The 18,712-nt window shown below is 49.1% G+C and carries 22 protein-coding genes, 3 tRNA genes and 1 pseudogene; 21 read left to right on the top strand and 5 right to left on the bottom strand.

Features of this window, described 5'->3' with window-relative positions; translation table 11 throughout:
• The first annotated feature begins 11 nt into the window (after positions 1 to 11).
• The 14 genes from pyrF to AC3RCL_RS21165 all read left to right on the top strand — a co-directional run bounded on the left by pyrF (position 12) and on the right by AC3RCL_RS21165 (position 8,512).
• Entirely contained in the window at positions 12 to 749 is a 738-nt protein-coding gene (gene pyrF, locus AC3RCL_RS21230; protein WP_009589605.1) for an orotidine-5'-phosphate decarboxylase, read from the top strand.
• Positions 746 to 1,387: an orotate phosphoribosyltransferase gene (pyrE, locus tag AC3RCL_RS21225; protein ID WP_009589603.1), complete on the top strand. Its 642-nt coding sequence runs from the start codon at positions 746 to 748 to the stop codon at positions 1,385 to 1,387. Before pyrF ends, pyrE begins: the two co-directional genes overlap by 4 nt.
• Before the next feature lie 190 nt (positions 1,388 to 1,577).
• Complete coding sequence (locus AC3RCL_RS21220) at positions 1,578 to 2,162, top strand: TetR/AcrR family transcriptional regulator (RefSeq protein WP_213577486.1); 585 nt, start codon at positions 1,578 to 1,580, stop codon at positions 2,160 to 2,162.
• 217 nt (positions 2,163 to 2,379) lie between these two features.
• Entirely contained in the window at positions 2,380 to 3,165 is a 786-nt protein-coding gene (locus tag AC3RCL_RS21215) for a hypothetical protein (protein WP_492531788.1), read from the top strand.
• Between the two features lie 72 nt (positions 3,166 to 3,237).
• Positions 3,238 to 4,311, top strand: coding sequence for a WXG100 family type VII secretion target (locus AC3RCL_RS21210; protein WP_251493684.1), 1,074 nt, complete (start codon positions 3,238 to 3,240; stop codon positions 4,309 to 4,311).
• A gap of 14 nt (positions 4,312 to 4,325) precedes the next feature.
• A complete protein-coding gene (locus tag AC3RCL_RS21205) occupies positions 4,326 to 5,093 on the top strand; it encodes a hypothetical protein (protein ID WP_213577490.1) in 768 nt (255 codons plus the stop codon).
• A complete protein-coding gene (locus AC3RCL_RS21200; protein ID WP_492531785.1) occupies positions 5,093 to 5,383 on the top strand; it encodes a DUF4176 domain-containing protein in 291 nt (96 codons plus the stop codon). The genes AC3RCL_RS21205 and AC3RCL_RS21200 overlap by 1 nt, the downstream gene beginning before the upstream one ends.
• A 22-nt stretch (positions 5,384 to 5,405) precedes the next feature.
• Positions 5,406 to 5,678: a WXG100 family type VII secretion target gene (locus AC3RCL_RS21195; RefSeq protein ID WP_009589633.1), complete on the top strand. Its 273-nt coding sequence runs from the start codon at positions 5,406 to 5,408 to the stop codon at positions 5,676 to 5,678.
• 181 nt (positions 5,679 to 5,859) lie between these two features.
• Positions 5,860 to 6,024 (top strand): hypothetical protein, encoded by a 165-nt coding sequence (locus tag AC3RCL_RS21190; RefSeq protein ID WP_009589607.1) that lies wholly within the window; start codon positions 5,860 to 5,862, stop codon positions 6,022 to 6,024.
• An 81-nt stretch (positions 6,025 to 6,105) separates the two neighbouring features.
• A tRNA-Met gene (locus AC3RCL_RS21185) sits at positions 6,106 to 6,182 on the top strand.
• A gap of 55 nt (positions 6,183 to 6,237) precedes the next feature.
• A tRNA-Ile gene (locus AC3RCL_RS21180) sits at positions 6,238 to 6,311 on the top strand.
• A gap of 180 nt (positions 6,312 to 6,491) precedes the next feature.
• Positions 6,492 to 7,202 (top strand): DUF421 domain-containing protein, encoded by a 711-nt coding sequence (locus tag AC3RCL_RS21175; protein WP_492531783.1) that lies wholly within the window; start codon positions 6,492 to 6,494, stop codon positions 7,200 to 7,202.
• 228 nt (positions 7,203 to 7,430) lie between these two features.
• On the top strand, positions 7,431 to 7,535 hold the full coding sequence (locus tag AC3RCL_RS21170) for a YjcZ family sporulation protein (RefSeq protein WP_374705851.1): 105 nt from the start codon (positions 7,431 to 7,433) through the stop codon (positions 7,533 to 7,535).
• A 389-nt stretch (positions 7,536 to 7,924) separates the two neighbouring features.
• On the top strand, positions 7,925 to 8,512 hold the full coding sequence (locus AC3RCL_RS21165; RefSeq protein WP_213577494.1) for a hypothetical protein: 588 nt from the start codon (positions 7,925 to 7,927) through the stop codon (positions 8,510 to 8,512).
• Positions 8,513 to 8,622: 110 nt separating this feature from the next.
• Here AC3RCL_RS21165 and AC3RCL_RS21160 read toward each other — a convergent pair.
• A pseudogene (locus AC3RCL_RS21160) lies at positions 8,623 to 10,232 on the bottom strand (GMC family oxidoreductase).
• Positions 10,233 to 10,493: 261 nt separating this feature from the next.
• Between AC3RCL_RS21160 and AC3RCL_RS21155 the strand changes: the two are divergent.
• Positions 10,494 to 10,682: a hypothetical protein gene (locus AC3RCL_RS21155; RefSeq protein ID WP_228468767.1), complete on the top strand. Its 189-nt coding sequence runs from the start codon at positions 10,494 to 10,496 to the stop codon at positions 10,680 to 10,682.
• 98 nt (positions 10,683 to 10,780) lie between these two features.
• On the opposite strand, the gene AC3RCL_RS21150 is transcribed toward AC3RCL_RS21155, so the two are convergent.
• The 3 genes from AC3RCL_RS21150 to AC3RCL_RS21140 form a co-directional block, all read right to left on the bottom strand.
• Positions 10,781 to 11,986, bottom strand: coding sequence for an MFS transporter (locus tag AC3RCL_RS21150; RefSeq protein ID WP_492531779.1), 1,206 nt, complete (start codon positions 11,984 to 11,986; stop codon positions 10,781 to 10,783).
• Positions 11,987 to 12,090: 104 nt separating this feature from the next.
• On the bottom strand, positions 12,091 to 12,690 hold the full coding sequence (locus AC3RCL_RS21145) for a TetR/AcrR family transcriptional regulator (protein WP_009589588.1): 600 nt from the start codon (positions 12,688 to 12,690) through the stop codon (positions 12,091 to 12,093).
• A 190-nt stretch (positions 12,691 to 12,880) separates the two neighbouring features.
• Positions 12,881 to 13,651, bottom strand: a complete 771-nt coding sequence (locus tag AC3RCL_RS21140; protein ID WP_492531777.1) for a polysaccharide deacetylase family protein — start codon at positions 13,649 to 13,651, stop codon at positions 12,881 to 12,883.
• A gap of 409 nt (positions 13,652 to 14,060) precedes the next feature.
• Here AC3RCL_RS21140 and AC3RCL_RS21135 point away from each other — a divergent pair.
• The 4 genes from AC3RCL_RS21135 to AC3RCL_RS21120 all read left to right on the top strand — a co-directional run bounded on the left by AC3RCL_RS21135 (position 14,061) and on the right by AC3RCL_RS21120 (position 16,201).
• Positions 14,061 to 14,146, top strand: a tRNA-Leu gene (locus AC3RCL_RS21135).
• Positions 14,147 to 14,291: 145 nt separating this feature from the next.
• Entirely contained in the window at positions 14,292 to 15,233 is a 942-nt protein-coding gene (locus AC3RCL_RS21130) for a tyrosine-type recombinase/integrase (RefSeq protein ID WP_492531775.1), read from the top strand.
• A gap of 128 nt (positions 15,234 to 15,361) precedes the next feature.
• Complete coding sequence (locus AC3RCL_RS21125) at positions 15,362 to 15,817, top strand: DUF2628 domain-containing protein (protein WP_492531773.1); 456 nt, start codon at positions 15,362 to 15,364, stop codon at positions 15,815 to 15,817.
• 141 nt (positions 15,818 to 15,958) lie between these two features.
• Positions 15,959 to 16,201 (top strand): hypothetical protein, encoded by a 243-nt coding sequence (locus tag AC3RCL_RS21120; protein ID WP_492531771.1) that lies wholly within the window; start codon positions 15,959 to 15,961, stop codon positions 16,199 to 16,201.
• A gap of 32 nt (positions 16,202 to 16,233) precedes the next feature.
• On the opposite strand, the gene AC3RCL_RS21115 is transcribed toward AC3RCL_RS21120, so the two are convergent.
• A complete protein-coding gene (locus AC3RCL_RS21115) occupies positions 16,234 to 16,479 on the bottom strand; it encodes a helix-turn-helix domain-containing protein (protein ID WP_492531769.1) in 246 nt (81 codons plus the stop codon).
• A 145-nt stretch (positions 16,480 to 16,624) separates the two neighbouring features.
• Between AC3RCL_RS21115 and AC3RCL_RS21110 the strand changes: the two genes are divergently transcribed.
• Entirely contained in the window at positions 16,625 to 17,095 is a 471-nt protein-coding gene (locus AC3RCL_RS21110; protein ID WP_492531767.1) for a hypothetical protein, read from the top strand.
• Positions 17,096 to 17,742: 647 nt separating this feature from the next.
• A complete protein-coding gene (locus tag AC3RCL_RS21105; RefSeq protein WP_492536421.1) occupies positions 17,743 to 18,423 on the top strand; it encodes a DUF3102 domain-containing protein in 681 nt (226 codons plus the stop codon).
• The last annotated feature ends 289 nt before the right edge of the window (positions 18,424 to 18,712 follow it).

The raw sequence follows: 18,712 nt of genomic DNA, 5'->3' as shown, positions 1-18,712 counted from the left end.
GAGGGGTACAGATGAACGCCAGCTACAATGAAATGGCGGGCCGCCTGATGGTGGCCCTGGATTACCCGGATGCCGAGCGTGCACAAGCATTGGTACGTCAGCTGGAGGGCATCCCGTGTTATATGAAGGTCGGCATGCAGCTGTTCTATGCGGCCGGTCCTGACTTTGTGAAAGAATTGAAAGCGAAAGGCTATTCCGTGTTCCTGGATGTAAAGATGCATGATATTCCGAATACGGTCAAAGGCGGCTCGCACAGCGTAACGCGGCTGGGCGTGGACATGTTTAATGTCCATGCCGGCGGCGGCGCGCTCATGATGCAGGCGGCAAAAGCCGGGGCGGAAGCCGCAGTGGCGGACACCCCGGGTCTTGCCATGCCTACGATCATTGCGGTAACGCAGTTGACCAGCACGAATCAGGATGTCATGAATAACGAAATCGGCATTCCCGGCCAGGTGGAGGATACCGTCGTGCGTTATGCTGAGTTGGCCCGGCAGTCGGGACTTCACGGCGTCGTGGCATCCTCCCTGGAAGTGGAAGCCATTCGATCCGCCTGCGGCAAGGATTTCAAAACCGTCATTCCGGGTATCCGCCCTGCCGGTGCGGATATCGGTGACCAAGCGCGGGTGCTTACACCTGGGGAAGCGATCCGCAAGGGAAGTCATTACCTGGTTGTCGGCCGCCCGATCACCGAGTCCCATAACCCGAGACAAGCTGCAGAACAGATTATTGAGGAGATGATTCAAGCATGAGTACCATCGCGAATATTCCGCATCAGATCGCATCTTATTTGCTTAAGATCGAGGCCGTTTCCCTAAGACCTCATCAGCCGTTTACATGGACGTCGGGCATCAAGTCACCGATCTACTGCGACAATCGCCTGACCATGTCCTATCCCGACATTCGCGATTACATTGCTGAATCGTTCGCGGCCGTCATTCGGGAGCAGTATCCGGAAGCCGAGGCCATTGCCGGAACGGCCACCGCAGGGATCCCGCACGCGGCCTTCGTATCCCAGAAGATGAACCTGCCGATGTCCTATATTCGGGACAAAGCCAAAGGCCACGGCAAGGAAAACCTGATCGAAGGTTTGATCAAGCCCGGCCAGAAGGTCGTTGTCATCGAGGATCTGATCTCCACGGGCGGCAGCTCCCTGAAGGCGGCGCAAGCGGTCAAGGACGCAGGAGCAGAGCCGCTCGCGGTGCTCGCCATATTCAGCTATCAGTTGGATAAAGCGGTACAAGCCTTCGCCGAAGCGGGAATTCCGCTGCAGAGCCTGTCCAATTACGGTGCACTCATTGATGTAGCGTTATCGGAGAACCGGATTCAAGCAGAGGACGTGGAGCTCCTACAATCCTGGAGATCGAATCCAACCTCCTTTGGCGTATAGATATTCTTCATCCTCAGGCCGCCGTCTCTGTGAACTGACACAGAGGCGGCTTTTTTTGGTTTCCTGAAACAAGATAACGTAATATCGGCCGCGGGTTGACAGTCGAAGGACGGATCGTTACATTAGGACTGTAAGCGGCTGATTTAGCCATAAACATCCTGAAGCCGAATAGAAGGGATCTAATCTACCGATGAACGCAAAAAAAGAAGCGGTGCTTGAGGCCGGAAAGCGGTTGTTTCTGGAGCATGGGATTGTGAAAACCAGCATGGAGCAGATTGCCGAAGCTGTCCCCGTTTCCAAGATGACGATTTATAACTATTATCAGAGCAAAGAGGGCTTACTGGATCATGTGGTGGATCGCATGGTCGAGGAGATGATGGCGATCTATCGCGGGATCATGGAGCAGGCCAAAGATCCGCTGGAGGCCTTAACCGTGTTCTACAGGGATCAGGAGAAGTTTTCGGGGCTCGTCTCGCAGCAATTTGTGTCGGATCTGGCCAAGTTTCCGGAACAGATGGACAAGCTGCTTCAGTTCAATCAGAAATACGTTGTCCCGGAATTCGAAATGCTGATTTTTAAAGGCCAGCAGCTGGGACAGATCCGCAAAGACATATCCCCGCAGGTACTGGTCGCGTTTTTGACTTTTATCAATGAATTTACGGCGCGAACGGAATGGTACCATGGTCTGGGCAGCCTGAATGCGGTCAGCGAACAACTGATGACGATTCTATATCACGGCATTATCCGGAAGGATGAGCCGCTTAATCCAACATAACCGCTCAAACATTCCAGAGGTGATTGCCTAAGCCCGGGAATGTTTTTTTATATTTTGCCGCTTGGTGGTTTGGGAGCCGTCTGATTTGGGTATATGTTCCTATAAATTTAGGGCCAGGATTTGGTAGAGGGGAAGGATACGTCTCACCTATAATAGTAATGATAACTTCGAAAACAAACACAAAATAGGCGGGACTGACCGTAAGGAGGAGAGATCTTTGGAAATTCCGTCCAGGATCCAACTGACCGGCAAGCAATTCTTTGTATTAACCGGCATTGTCGGTGCGCGGGCTGTCATCGGGTTGGAGGACCCTTTTCGCGGAACGCTCACGGAAGAGATGCCTGTCGAAGTAGCCAAGATTGAGCAGGAACTGCTGGAGAAGGGTTTGATTCAAACGGCCGATAACGAGCCGGTTCTTGTGCAGGAGCTCCTGGAATACATAGAAGTATGCAGCCGGACCTTGTTAACGATTCATATGAGGGTGGCCGGTTCGGAGGAAACGTCGAAGGAGTGCTTCATTTATTACAGTTCCGGCCTTGTCGTGAAGGCAGATATCGAAATCGGGCCAAGCGGTGAAAGGCTTTATGTGCTGGAAGAGCTCGGAACCCCTTCGGAGGCTTGGCTGAAGATCATCGGTTACCTGCAGCTGGAGGACCGAAAAAATCGCGATACAGGCTCACTGGCCTTGCCTAAGGGCTGGTTCCAGCAATGGATGAACGCCGAGCAAGGGGAGCAGGAGCCTCGGAAGCACCTGCTTGCTCAAGGCTATCCGGAATCGGTCGTTAATGACTTGGCTGATTGCGTCAGCCATCCGGAGAGATATGCCACCTTCACGGCGTATTATTGTCCGGATCTCAACTGCCGGATTCAGGGAATCGAGCTGTTACGGGGAGCGCAATCCAATTGGCTGATTCGCAACGAAGGCGAACAGGACCAAATATGGGGCGCTACGGTAACCGAGATCATCCGGGAACTCGGCGCGGTCATCGAGCGTATTAAGTGAGAGATGTTGCATCCTGATCCCGCATACTGTAATTTTTGCCTTCTCGATCAATGACATGGAGGATTGTTAGCTATGACCAAAATACGTGTGGTACCTGAAATGCTGAACCAGCAGGGCGCAGCGGTATCTGATATTGCACGGGAAGTCCAAGCGCTTCAGGAGCGGATGCAGCAGCGCATCCAGAGCATGTCCTGGGAATCGCGCCATCGCGCCCAGGTAGAGCAGCGTCTTGCGCAATGCCGGGCTGCGTGCCAGTCTGTCGTAGGCCGTCTGGAGCAGAATCGCGGCCAGCTCGTGAAGAAAGCGGGGGATTTTTCGCAGACCGACCAATCGCTCGGGAACAATCTGAATTTCGGCAAACAATCGGTCGCCCAGGTGAGTCCGCATCTGCTGCTTCAGGCGAGTATGGCACAGAACGGAAATAAGAAGACGGATCCGCCCGTGACGGCGGCGGGCGTCGAATTCAATGCGCTCGCGCCATTCGGCGGCACGGCGGATCAATGGAAGGGCAATCCGCTTGCGGCCGCAGGGGTATTGTTCGGAACGGCAACCGCATCGGGCACGATGTACAAATACTGGGATATGTACCGGAACGGCTTCGGCGTATGGCTTGAAAAAGACAAGCGCGGCAACATGCGTGCCAATGTGACGAACGGCATGCTTGCCAATATCCGCAAGAAATCCTATGCCGAGTACAATTGGCGGAATCACCCCCGAATTCCGAAATACGTCCTGCCCGGCGCAGCCGTGAAGGACTCGCTCAGCTGGAAGGGCGGCAAGCTTGGTTATGCCGGCATCGCCATGCAAACGGTGGGAAATCTGGTCACGAATATCAATGAAAACAAGAGCGGGGCGAAAATAGCCGGAGACGCCGTCGTCGACGTGGGTGTCGGCGTGGGAACCGTGGTCGCTTCCGCGGCGGCTGGCGCTAAAGCCGGCGCGCTGATCGGGACGGCGGTGGGCGGTCCGATCGGCACCCTGGCGGGTGCGGCCATCGGCTTCGGCGTGTCGGTCGGCGCTTCCTACGTCATGGACGGCATCAAGTTCGCGGATTTTGACGGGGACGGGAAGAAAGATACCGTAACCGAAGGATTGAAAATGGGGGCGGAGAAGATAGGTTCTACGATAGCCGGATGGTTCAAATAAAGGGAGTGTTATAGATGAGCACGAAGATTTCAGAGGAAGAACAGTTTCATTTCCGGTTAATCCCCGCCGAGCAAATTCGGGGCGGCATCGTATGTTTTTTATTCATTATGCTCATCCCCGCGCTGGTCACGCTGGCGGCGCCGATGATGTCGGTATATTTTTATGCGGCTGCGGCAGTGTGGGCGGCCATGCTGCTGTGGGGAATTGGCCTGAGCGTAAATCCGTACCGGTCTGAGGTCGGTTTTGTGCTGTACTTGGGGATTTACGGATTGGCGTTGGCGGTCACTTGCCAGCTGGCTATCTTGAAAATGATGTATGACATGGCCGGTGTCGAATCGATCGGATATGGACTTAGCTCGATCGCGTTGATGCTCCTGCTGCTCGTTGCGTTTTATGTTCTGCACGCAAGAGCGCTGCGGCAAGGGACGTACCAGTCCATGGAACGCAAAGGCGGCATCGGCAAAGCAGGCAAAGCGGCCTTGCTGTTGGCAGGCATCGGTTACACAGGGTATTACGTCGTGGTTGCCGTTACCGGGGACCTTGGCGGATTCGTCATGGGCATGGCGGCTTTTTCCGTTCTGTTGATTCTCGGCCTGTACCTGGCCGTTGTGTTCATCCCTCGATATCGGTTCATCCAGAACAATATGGAAAAGCTGAGGGCTCATTATCCCGTATTGGGATTGCCGAAGGAGCAGCGGAATGCCGCGTTTCTGAACAAAATGAATCAGGGCCGCACGCCGGCGGCACCGCATCGTCAGAGTAAGAAAAGGAGAGGATCGTAATGACGCAACAACAGCAGCTGCTGCCCAACGGATCGATCGTCATTTTGAAGGAAGGCGAGAAAAAGCTGGTGATCTATGGACGCAAGCAAATTTTGGCGCTTGAGCAGCCGCAATTGTTCGACTATCTGGCTTGTCCGTATCCGGAAGGGTATGTCAGCCCGGAGTTTGCTTACGTGTTTAACCATGAGGATATCCAAGAGATTATTTTTACGGGTTACCAGGACGAAGAGGAAGAACAATTTCAGGCCGTACTGGCTGAGACGAAGGCTACTTATCTTGCCAGGGATTAAGGGAGGAGCGTGAGGCGGATCTATGTCAGGACGTATAGAGGTATCGCCCGAGGAGCTGCGCCGCGCGGCGGCAGACATTCGCAGCGGGAGTGACTACGGCGGGGAATTGGTCGCGAGGTTGTCCCAGGTCATTGAAACGCTGAATGCCGAATGGGAAGGCGTTTCCCAGCAGCGTTTTCGCACAGAGGCCGAGGAGACGAAGGCGCAGCTGATGAATTTCATCCAGATGATGCATTCGATGGAGCAGGAGCTGATGAGCATCGCTGCCCGGTTTGCAGAGGCCGACGGCCAATAAGCGAATGGGTTATAACCCAAGACAACAATCAGCATATACGTATCCGGCACGGTATACGGCATGGCTGATTGTTTTTATTATGGGGAGGGACGGAGAACTTCGGAGGACGGCGTTTTTTTTGTGGAAGTTTGGACATAATATGACAGCATTACATTATCATTTCGGTAAGGAGCCGCATAGGATGAACTGGGTATATTACGGAAAGCTCTATACAACCAAATTTCAGGCTGGGTGCTTCGCTAAACGTCTGGAGCAGGATGGCTGGCTGTTCGGGTATCATGATCCGCGGATGGTAGAGGTTTATCGTTCCAAGAAGGGGCGTTATGGCGTGCGATTCCTGCCTTGAGGAATTCCATTAAAACAGCACTTGACTTGATGCAGGGGAATGGTGTATATTTATTCTTGTCGCTGTTTGATACAGCATTGACGCGGGGTGGAGCAGTTCGGTAGCTCGTCGGGCTCATAACCCGAAGGCCGCAGGTTCAAATCCTGCCCCCGCAACCAATTTTTAAACGATGTATGTATGACGTCCTTATGTTTATGTGTACATGTATGTTCAGGGCCCTTAGCTCAGTTGGTTAGAGCGGTCGGCTCATAACCGACTGGTCGGGGGTTCGAGTCCCTCAGGGCCCACTTTATGAAAACCCTTGCGATGCAAGGGTTTTTTGCTGTTTATAGGACGGTTTAGACCGAACGATATGAGATTTTACGATAAGGTGAGATTGCTGCTGAAGGCATCTAAGCTTATCGGTTTATTTTTAGAAAAATTGCCCATACATAAGATATACGGTAGAAAGGAGTGTATGGGTCTTCATGCTAGAGCACATGATTATTTTACTTCGTAGTATATCAGCATTCGTTATTTTGTTGATTATTACGCGGTTTTTGGGCAAACAAACGTTGTCTAACATGAATTTTCATGAATTTGTTACGGCCGTGATATTAGGTGCAATTGCTGCGAACTTTGCTTTCAATGAAAAAATGGAAGTCATACACCTGCTAATCTCGCTTGCCGTATTTACATTTACATCATATTTTTTATCAAAGATCGTGGTGAAGAATCGTAAATTCCGCATGTGGGCTGAAGGGACGCCGAGCGTAGTTATAGAAGGTGGCAAGATCCTGGAAGAGAATCTAAGGAAAAATAAGTTAACCTTAGATACGATCAATCAAATGTTGCGGCAAAAGGATATATTTGACATCTCAGAAGTGGAGTACGGCGTATTAGAGATCAATGGAAAGATATCTGTAATGAAGAAAAAGGAATACCAGAATGTAACTTTAAAAGATATGAAAAAGGGCTTGAAAGGGAATCAGCAGTTTCCGATTGAGCTTATCATGGATGGACAACTATTAGAAAATAATCTAAAAATCAATGATTTGTCCCCAGAGTGGATTATAGAAAAATTAAAAGTCCGGAACAAAGAAATTGCAGATGTTTTTTATGCAGTGAAAGGAACCGACGGTCAGCTGTACATCGATCTTTATCGGGATAAAATACAGCATCCCGTTGATGTAGAGTAACGACGCATCACATACAGCCGGAATCTATATAATAGGAGAAGCTAAAACCCTTGCGATGCATGGGTTTTTTGCTGTTTACAGGACGGTTTGGCAGACGCCTGAAGACACTGAAAGTATGGGGAATACCCTTAACATTAGCACAATCTGATCATGATTGCCGAAATGTCCAGACTAAGACCGTCTATGTACATAAACTGTACCATTCCACAAAGCAAGGAGGTTAAATCGGTGAGCTGCGAAAAAGGTGGTTACAACGGATACGGTAATCCAGTAGGAACTGTCCTGGTTTTATTTATTCTCTTGGTTATTATCTTGGGAACGTTTTGGATTTAATGAAGCTCCTTAATGAAGCATTCATTCATTGATTTAATTTAATTCATCAAATTACGATACTGCACCCATGTGGTATCCCCAATTACGATAAACGGGGACGGCAACTTTCCGTCCCCGTTTTTAGCATTTTCATTGTACTAAAACTGAACATTAAACAACGACACCGCAGGAATCAGTGTGGTCGTCTTAGGAACTGAAAAAAATGTGACAAAGGCCAACAGGTCATCAAACGGTATAAGATCATGGTTCATACGCTGGGTGCTATAAGCCGGAGGATATTTTCATTTGAGAAAATTGAGTGATTTTGACTAATCTATTGTCCATATCCATTAATTCAATGGACTCATATATATGTTAAGGATTTCGTTGATAAAAAGGAGGAAGCACAAATGTACAAAAGAACAGTATCTGGAAAGGCAAAAAATACGGTCAAACAACTGCAAACGCCTAGAAGACATAGCGGAATATGGGCGGGTAGCGTTGCAAAGGCAATGAGAACGGTGATTGCCGCACAGAGATCATTGAGTGCACAAAATCCGGTTGTTATTAGTCAACGAACCAGAAGAATAAGTACGAATCGAAATTGGGTAAATGCACTAGAAATCGAGCGAAATCCGGCGTGGGTGGCGCCGCAAGCCGGTGAATCGTACGTTTGGGGAAGAAATGATCCTAACGGTCCTGCTGCTGTGGTCGCCAGAAGATTTACGATTAGAGACGATATTGAGAGAGCTAGCTTATTCCTGTCCGTGGATAACTTTGCCATCGTTTTAATCAATGGACGGTCGGTCGTTATCGACAACCCGCAGGGCAACGTTTCATTCTTTAATCCGGGAAGAACTTTTAATATCAGACGCTTCCTTCGGAGAGGTACAAACGATATCGTGATCGCCGCTTTTAACTTCCCGTCAAATGCAAACAGAAGCGGAGATAATCCAGCTGGTGTCCTTGCCCGTATCGAGATTGAACTAGAAGATTAGTCCGGTAGTAGCTCAAAGTATCCACCGGCTGAGTAGCGGCCCGTCGAGCGCGGCATTGAGCTGCTTTCGCGATATTAGCATTCCATCATAACGGAAGCGAGGGGAAGTTATCATTCTTCCCCCGATTCCGGATGTGGTCGTTGCTTTTTTTTGCGTTTACTTAATTGCTTTGCGATGGTGTAGCCGATAAGATATGCAGCAGAAGAGGTGTTTCCGTCGACTGTATATGGAACTAAGGACGCATCGGCAACGATCAAATCTTGAACCCCGTGTACCTTTCCTTTACGGTTAACGACTCCTCCTGCGGATAAAGGAGCCATCCGCAGAAATCCTTGCTGATGGTGATTGTGATCGAAATTTTCCTTAATAAATTCTTCAAGCCTGTCATCGTCATCGATAATATCAAATGTAGGGGATAAGAGACGATATGAAGAATCAATCTGTTCCAACTCTATGGCAATATCTTTGATATACGTTCTATAAATTCTTTTTACCGCCTCCATGTCGTCTGGATTTGAAAGAAATCCCTCATCTGCCAATACGATATTCAGCGGATCTTTGCTTTGTATGCGGATCGTCCCATTGCTCTTGGGTCGCAAGTACAGAATCGCTATCGTCAATTCTCCATCGGATCCAATGCCAACGAGTTGAACAGCCCGCTCATCCGGATCGATGCCAGATGGATCTGGCAAGAAAGCTCCTCCCGTATACAGTGCGTTGGGGTCTAAGGGAGGGAGGGGACGATCTTGTGAATTGGTAGCAAATACTGCGAAATTTAACGTATGGTTTTTTAACCTTTGCCCTACGTTTGGATTGTCGAAGATGACAGGGATTCCAGCCTTTTTCAGCATTTTGGCGGGTCCGATTCCTGACAACATCAACAACTGAGGGCTGTTGATCCCCGCCGAAATAATAACCTTTTTGCGGGAATACGCATAGCAGCACTTGCCATCCTTCAAATATTCAACGCCAATGGCCCGCTTACCGGAGAAAAGAATACGGAGAACCGTTGTTCGAAACTTCACAGTTAGTTTTCTGTTATTCACTCCCCGACCAGTTCCCGTCATAATATCGCGAGACAGGAAGGCTGTGGAGGAGCTCTCCCTACGGCCATCAGGCTGTTGGTATAATTGCCAACGGGTGAACGGTCCCATGGGAGTATTCGGATCATTATAGTCAAGAATGGTCGGATAACCTGTTGCCCGCTCGATCGCAGTTGTCAGCTTGTGAGCCATCGGCGTTGGAGTTTCGGGTGCTTGCCGGATGTTAATTCTTCCTCGATACCCGTGTGCATTGATATCTGTGGTTTCTCCGTTATAATTCTCCAATGATTTGAAACGTCGAATCGCTTTCTCGGGTGACCAGAGAGGTCCAAGCAGCCGTTCCACTTTCGGAGCACGGCGGATGTCGGTCTAACATATTGTTCTCCGTTGATTGAAGAACCGCCTCCCGAGAGTCGACCTGTTGTCCATTCGAATGCGCGTTCATCAAGTTCCTCTTGGGGGATGCCTTCTCCCTGCCAAAAGTAATTCGGAAAGAAACTTTCTTCCAATTCAAGGGCAAAGGCTGAATCCTTAATCGGTTTGTCTTTGTCATGGTTTCCGCCCGATTCTAAAACAAGCACGGAGGTTCGCATGTCGTCAGTAAGTGTCTTCGCAATCACGGCCCCAGCCGGACCTGTGCCTACAACGATGTAATCATAAGTTGATTTTTTCTCCATTAAAGCACTCCTTTTGGAAATGAACTAATTCAGAATATTAATTTGCTCTGACAACTGTGCTTAACTCTGCAATATGATCATGATTCAAGTGAGGCTCAAATCCAGAGAAGCCTAAAAGATCCATCAGAAGACCCGATCAGCGAGATTTGTAATCGGGAACAACTTACGGTACATTTTAATGGAGTCGTTAGGGACATGTACTTCCAAACGCCGAGGCTGGTGGGATGCAGCTCATTTTCGTACATAGGATGGGGGATCAAGGTGTCAGAGTGGGTATTGAATCAGTCCTGGGGATTGCCCGTGTTGCTTGCCTTCTTAGTGATCGTATTCGTATTCGAGTCAAGGAAGGCTTTTAAGGCATATCAGGAAAAAAGACGTTTTGAACTGGGATGGGCCCTATTGTTTGCGCTTGTGGCTTTATTGGCGATTATTGTCCTGGTGGCTTATTAATACATAACAACGAAACCTAAAGACCCTGCCGGAAGTTTCCGGCAGGGTCTTGTTCTGTCATTGTCTAAGACGAGAGAGTATGTTGTTTCAGCGTATGATTACCGCTCATTCGTGACAGCTTCCGTAGCAGCCCAGGCTCTGCCGGCACGCATGGCCAAGAAAAAGCAGAGGATGAGGACGATCGATGCAGAGATGTATGGGAAGTTGATGTCCAAATCAAACAGATAACCTGCGACAAGGGGCCCCGCGATGTTCCCCAGACTGGTATAAGCCGAGTTCAGGCCGGCGACGTAGCCTTGCTGATCCTTTGCCAGCTTGGACATTTGCGTGCCGATGGCAGGACGCAGGATGTCGATCGACAGGAAGACAAGGAACGTCACAAGGAAGATTAGCCAATATTTATGCACAAACAGCGTTAACAGAATGCAGATTCCCGCTGTGAGCAAGCTGAGCGTAATGACCCTTTTCTCGCCGAACCGGTTCAGGATCCAGCCGAATATCGTTGCCTGCACGACAGCGCCCGCAATGGAGCCAAACGTAATGATCATGGCGATATCTTTAGGGGTGAATCCGAATTTATGATCCACGAACAGGCCGAACACCGTTTCATAATTGGCAAGACCGAACGACAGAACAAATACGATGATCAGACTAAGGAAATACGGCTCCCTGAACGAACGGGCCAGCTGGACCGCCAGGCTCTCCTGTTTCCGTCCCAGCACGGTAGGTGCTTCTTGCTTGGCGGATGATTCCGGAAGCAGCAGCAGCGTCACCAGAGCGGCAATGCCCCCGGCTATGGCTGCAGCGTAGAAAGGAACGCGAATGCCAAACTCGGCGATGAAACCCCCGATGCCGGGTCCGATAATGAAGCCTGTCGTAATCGCTGCATTAATGAATCCCATGCCCCGGGCACGTTCCTCATTGGAAGTGACGTCAGCTGTATAGGCCATGACGGCGGGCATGATGAGGGCGGCGCCGATGCCGCCCAGCATTCTTGCCGCGAACAACAGCGTCGGCGTGCTGGCCGCTCCGAATAACCATTCCGATATGGCGAATACAATCATGCCGGAGATGATGATTTTTTTGCGGCCCATGATATCGGACAATCTCCCCGCAAGCGGCGAGAATAGCAGCTGCGTTAATGAAAAGGCGGCAACGAGCATGCCCACCGTGCTTCCGCTGATATGCAGCTCCGTCATATAGGTAGGCATAATGGGAATGACAAGCCCGATGCCGGTGAAAACTAAAAATATATTGAACATGAGGAGCAGAATGGCTCCATTGTTTCGCAAAAGTAATGACATGATGATTCCTCCAAAGATAAACAACGATTTAATGATGGTGTACGGTTTTCTTTCTATACTGAACGTTCGGTTTATAATAGAGCATAAAAAAGAGAAGGTGTCATTTACGATTTCTTTTCGATGCCGTGCAGGAATACTTGAATGGCCGTATGATAAAGGGCAAGCGGATTTTTTACCTTCGTAATGCGGGACATCTGGCTTAAGCCCACGATGAGGCTTTCAAAAATGAGGGAGAGCTGCTCCACGTTATGATTCTCAAACTCCCCTTGATCAATCCCTTGCTGCAGCAACTTCTGATTGAATTCCAGGTGGCTTCGGATAATCCGGACGATTCGCTGCTCTACTTCCTCGGACACGTCTCCATTGTTGTTCATGAATTCGTCCAGAGCTTTGGAGAAGGGGTGGTTCAGATCATCAAACACCAGTTGGTCGGCAATTCCGTACAATTTATCAACGGTTGTGGTGTATTGCTGCTCCTTACTGCTCCATTTCTGTTCCCACTCGAGGTCCCATTCCTCGATCAAATACAGAAACAGCCCTTCCTTGCTTTTAAAGTGATAATAGATATTCCCTTTGCTGCTGCCGGTGGCTTCGACGATTTCCTCGATCGACGTTGATTTGTATCCCTTCTGCATAAATAGCGCCTTGGCGGCTTCGGCAATGCGTCGCTTGGTATCTTCGGTTTGTTGTTGTTTTTTGTTCACGCATGCACCCCCTTATCCCCTAGGCTATCGTCAAAATTGTATATACTGAACGTTCGTTCTGTATCTTAACAAATGGGTTTAAAATATTCAAGAAAAAAATCTATCCGGCGCTCCGGGATCGAAGCCTGTCCAAAAAAATAACCGTTACCTCCAATAGGCAGCGGTCATTGTCTTACATGCAAACGGCTTATTAATGGTTGACTTCAATGAACTTGCGTGATTTCTCATGGTAGGACATCAGCTCGGATACGGTAACAAATGAATAACCTCTTTTTTGTAGCTCCGGCAAAATCACCTTGAGGGCTTCAACCGTCTGCGTACTGCTGGGTACAAAATCGTGCATGAGTACGATGTCGCCGTTACGGGCGTTATCCAGAACCTTTTGGACGATGCGGCTGACGCCGGGCTTTCGCCAGTCGAGGGTATCCTGGTGCCATGACCATAATACGGTCAGCATGCCCAAATCCTTGCTTGTACTCACAATCGCTTCATTATAGCTGCCCCCGGGCGGGCGGAACAGTACGGTTTTCATGCCGGTGGCTTGATAGATCGCATCCTGCGTTTGATTCAGCTCACTTGATAACTTCGTGACGTTAATATTGTGAAAGGGAGGATGCGTATAGGAGTGGTTGCCGATTTCATGTCCTTCCTGCAGCTCCCGCGCGACGATGTCGGGATGTTTCTCCACCCGGCTGCCTACAACGAAGAAGGTCGCTTTAGCGTCATACCGCTTTAACAGATCCAGAATTTGAACGGTATTATGCTCGTCCGGGCCGTCGTCAAAAGTGAGGGCGATCACCTTGTTCTGCGTGGGGACTTCCCACACGATCTCGCCGCGCTCCTCATAATAATCTCTGCCTTTGGAGGCGGAAGGCACGTGCTCCGCATGCACATGGCCTGGATAACCAAGAATCAGCGCAAGGGCAAGCAATGAGAAGGCTGAGCATGTTCGTTTTTTCATGGCGATGGGTTTCCTTTTCTACTGTTGTTCTAGTCTCCGCATGAAGCACGCGAGCTTCATTTAGGATGCGCGGTAACCGAAAAATTATTCCATAGGAAGCTCCAGCGGGAAGAGCATGGTACCGATTGCAAAGGAGCCCCTTGATTTGCTTTCAGTACCTAAAGCTAAAGCAGAGCGATGGCGAGGGTCATCGAGAAGAATCGTGCTTGGCCCGGGGTGATGCGAAAAATTATGAGTTTCATATATTGACATCATATGGTTGCACATGGTATTATCGATTTTGTCGCTAAGACGAAATGTGCACACCTAGATTTCGGGATGATCTCGCAAAATATTGCGAATTCCACGCGTACCTTCGGGCTTTCCAAGTGAACGTGAACGACGCTAGGAACATGCGCGGATACAATATGCCGGGGTGGCGGAATTGGCAGACGCACAGGACTTAAAATCCTGCGGTAGGTGACTACCGTACGGGTTCGACCCCCGTCCTCGGCATTATAACGAAATGGGCGCGGTAACATCACGTTAAATTAGCGAAATTAACGTTGAGGTCCTGCGTATCTGATACGGAGTTATCCGCAGGTACACAGGACTCGCGCAAGGTATACGAAGACGCCACCGAAAGGGAGGCGTTTTTGTTTTGGCTAGAGTACGTAGTATTAAACCGTCGGATGGAGGGCGGTCGCATTGGCGCGATGTCCTAGCGGATTTCCAGCAGCGTAAGAAATTAGACAATATCAGCGACCAGACAGCGGATGATTACGATCGCACCGTTAATCTACTGTTCAAACGGTATCCGGACGCCTGGGAGTCGGACAGTGCGCTTGAGACAGCTGTTCTGACGCATATGTCCGATGATATCGCGCCGGCAACGTTTAACAGCCGTTTAGTTTATCTCCGCGCTTTCTTTAAGTACTGCGTTAAGGAGAAGCATATCGCGACCAATCCGCTCGAAGGTATACGGAAACGTAAGACGGAGAACCGTGCGGTAGCAATCGAGGAGCAAGTCTTAAAGGCGTTGCTTGCTGCGCCGGACCAGACGACGTTTACAGGGCTCCGCGACTATACCTTGATACTTTTGACCTTGGACACCGGAATCCGTCCCTCAGAGGCTCTCAGGCTGATACCGCAGGATTTTAACGCTTCGGCGCGCGAGATATATGTACCGTCAAAGGTTGCAAAAAGTCGCGTAGCCCGTACGCTGCCTATCTTGGACATAACGATTAAATCATTGCGGAAGCTTATCTCGGTACGTGCGGAGGAGTGGGCGGACGAAGTGCCGATATTCTGCTCATACGAAGGAAAGCCCCTTAATCGGCATACGTGGGGCGATCGGCTCGAAGTTTACGGAAAACGAATCGGAAAGCACATTCGGCCGTATGACTTGCGCCATGTGTTTGCGCTTGAGTTCTTACGTAACGGTGCCAACGCGTTTGATACGCAGCGAGCACTCGGTCACAGTACAATGGAGATGACTAAACGTTATGTCGCGCTAGTTAATGCGGATCTAAAATCGAAACATGCGGTAGCTAGTCCGCTTCATAAGTTGACCGCGAAAACTCAACGTAATACGAAAATATGATATGAAAAAAGCCGCGCCATCTCTGAAGAAATTCCAGAGGTGGCTTTTTTGCGTTAACCATTTTGTTCCTGTTCGGTAACTTGGGCATATGGTACAATTTAGGAAATGAATGTTCGGGAGGTTGAGCGGTGGGAGTGTCTTATCAACACCAATCAGTAACAGAAGAGAAGCTAAAAGACTTCGCTTCAAATGACTATTTTGTAGAAAGTTGGGGGAAATCAACAAGCTTTAATATAGGGGCATTCCTATTCACACTCTTCTGGTTGGCTTATCGAAAAATATACCTCTACACGTTTTTGTACGTTGTAATTCATTCGGTGTTGTTTTATGTTCTAACCGCGACAGTAGACTCAAATATCTATGCTTGGATCGTCAATCTTGTGTTATGTATTGTATTCGGATTCCTCGGTAACCGGCTGTATTTACATTTTGCGGAGTCTAAGGTCGCCAGGATAGCGAGGATGTACGCAGATCCTGACGAACAACAGAAACGTATATCTCAGGCCGGTGGAACTAGCCTCGGAGCCGTTTATGTGGTCGGAATTTATTACGCGGTCATGTTCGTAATATACATGAACATATAGGATTAGGCGCACGATCAACGGCGGTCGGGTGTTTTTTTTTGCTAATGCCTACAATCTAGACTATCAGTCGGATTAACGTTTACGTAGATGTTTGAAATATGGTAAAATATTCTCCTATTACATAAGGGAGTTGGATACTAAATGCAAGTCAGCGAGATAAGGCAAAAAGTACTTAAGAACAGCATACGTACAAGTGAAATGGGAAAGAGAATTGGGCCAGTTAAAGAAAAAAGACAGAAGTTCGAAGAAACTCACCGCCGAAAAACTTTTTGGCTCCAAAATGATATTGCGGATCAAGTTGACCAAGAAATCCGCGACGACCACGGATCTATGACTAAAATCATAAATACTCTACTAAGGGAGTATTTTGATAAAAGAGATTAAATGAAATAAAAAGGACCGCGCCCATTTACGGGTTAGCGGTCTTCTTTTTGTTGAGGTATGTACTCAAGGACATCGGTTAATGTGTATCGGCGTGCAGTCATCGAGTTCAATGTATCCAGAATATTACTCAACGTCTCCAAATCAATCCTCTTCGTTTTGCCCTCGCACATATCATAAATAAGATTCGGTCTTACTTTAGCCTCACGAGCAAGTGCGTTCTTGGTAACGCCCGCACCGTTTAATGCGTCATCGAGTTTGATTAATATTGCCACGGACATTCACCTCTCACCTCCTATTATATCCTCTCGATAAACTTTTTAAAATAATCTATTGACGTTTAACGATAGGCGATATATACTTCGTTTATAGATTAACGACAGACGTTAAACGTAATACGTTAAAACATATTAGGAGGTTTCAAATATGATTGAAAAAAAATCTATCGTCGTATTCGAACGCACCGGTCGCCGCGGCTTCTACAGCGTCACACTTAACGGTCAACGCAGCTATATCCCATTCCGCTTGTTTTACGCAATCTTCCCACGTATGAACCGCAAGGTAATCAAAGGTACTGTCGAAGCCAACGAACGCCAGCTTGAAGCACTTGTCGCCGTCGCGGAGATTATGGACAAGGACCGCCACCAAATCCGTTACACAGTCGAAATCGGCTATGACATTTACGGTCGCCCTTGCGCCACCAACTACATAGTCAACGCGCTTGGCATCGGTCAGACTATCGCAATAGTGCCGGCCGCATTCCGACGCATCACAGGCGCCCATGAACGCGCGACTGATGGCTGCATGGATATTACTAGCGATCAGCTCGACGAACTCGGCTTTATCCGGAAGGAGGTCGCCAGCAATGCCGCAAACAACGCAGTATTATCCGCCTAGAACTCGCAGGACAAGGGTCCGGACGCTATTCCGGAGATCCGCGCCAGGCTCGAGAGTACCAGCGCGTTACAGTTCCTTTGTCGCGAGGTTCTGGATACCGGCGTGGACGTTGAATTTTCGCTTTGATACCGAGAAGGGTGTCGGTTAAAACTACACCCTAACGGAAAGTCCCCGATGAGGCCAGTCGCGCGAACGGCTGATGATTCACATGCGGAGGGGAGATCGGATATGTGACCTGGACAGGTTAAACGTAGGCTACGTACCTACCGGCGGCAACCGGTTAGGAACTCCATGCGTGGTTAAATCGCTTGGATGGCGCCAAACATTCAGGTGATCAGTTAATTTCGCGATATTTGAGGGGCGCCAAACTCTCACCGGAAGATATCGCATGATTCTCGCTAACAGGCTGAGCGGGAAGGCAATTGCGGATGGAGGCGGCAACCTTCGTCCGCTTTTGTTATGTAGTACGGTCGAACATATGTTTGGTTTCAAAAAGTTTTAAGTTGTTTTCCGGAAAATGTAGGTATGTGAACGGGGAAAAATTTGGCACGGAAAATTTATCGCCAGGACGTACGGAATCGCAATCGAGACTGTCTACGTTTATGTATACGGTATAACGCGAAAAGGAGGCGATAACATTGAGCGAAGTGATCACGCAAACGACGCAACTATCAGCGGATCTCCCAACGATAACGGCCGAGATCAACGCGTATAAACGCGTGGCTGGCGAAGCTATCTTCGAAATTGGTCGGCGCTTGAAACACGTTAAGGAGAACGACTTGGCGCACGGTCAATGGGAACGGTGGTGTCGCGATGAGCTTGAGATGGCGCCGTCACAGGCGAGAATGTTCATCAAAGTTGCAGACGAGTTCGGTTCAAATCGTTGCACGTTCAACGATATGGGACTGCGCGCACTATACGAAATCGCAACGCTCCCACCCGAAGAACGAGACCGCGAACATACGCTCAAATCTGGCGAAGTTAAAACGCCTGACGAGATGACGGTGCGTGAGTTGCGCGAAGTTAAAGCGGCGTTGAAGGAAGCGCGCGAACGATGTGAGCAGGAGCGTGAGGCGCGTGAGAAAGCGGAAGCGGACTACGAGACGGTGCGCGACACGTTGGAATCGATGCAGGCTACCACTCATACCGAGTATATTTACGTTGAGCCTGTTCTAAGACTCTACGACCAAGTTACGGAGGCTAATCACCGAAAGGCGGCAAGGTTAATCGATAAGAAAATCCCGCGCAGTGTCATAAAGGCATACGGAGTGATGTCTAAAATTGAAGAAGCAATCCAGCTAGAAAAGGAAAAGGTTTTAACATCATAAGGTGCGCGTGTTGCTACTCCATTCCGTTATCACTTTTTACTACGTTCCTTATAGGATAGCGCGAGAAAACCCAGCAATGACGCGGCTTTTCAGACACGTTTAGCACTTTTTTGTGATAACCGTTTCCGACGCGATTGCCCTTTATCGCGGAAGGTGAGGAACGAAGTGACGAAAGCCCTTAACTCCGGGAAAGATCGCCCGTCGTTCCGAGTCCGCTAAAGCGTCCACGGGTCATATCAAATTCTATCGCGAACAAATGTGTTATCGGATATACGAATCACTGCGGGTA

It is taken from the genome of Paenibacillus sp. MT86 (assembly GCF_058792535.1).
The sequence above is the reverse complement of the archived record's forward strand: the minus strand, read 5'-3'. Positions and strand labels throughout refer to the sequence as shown.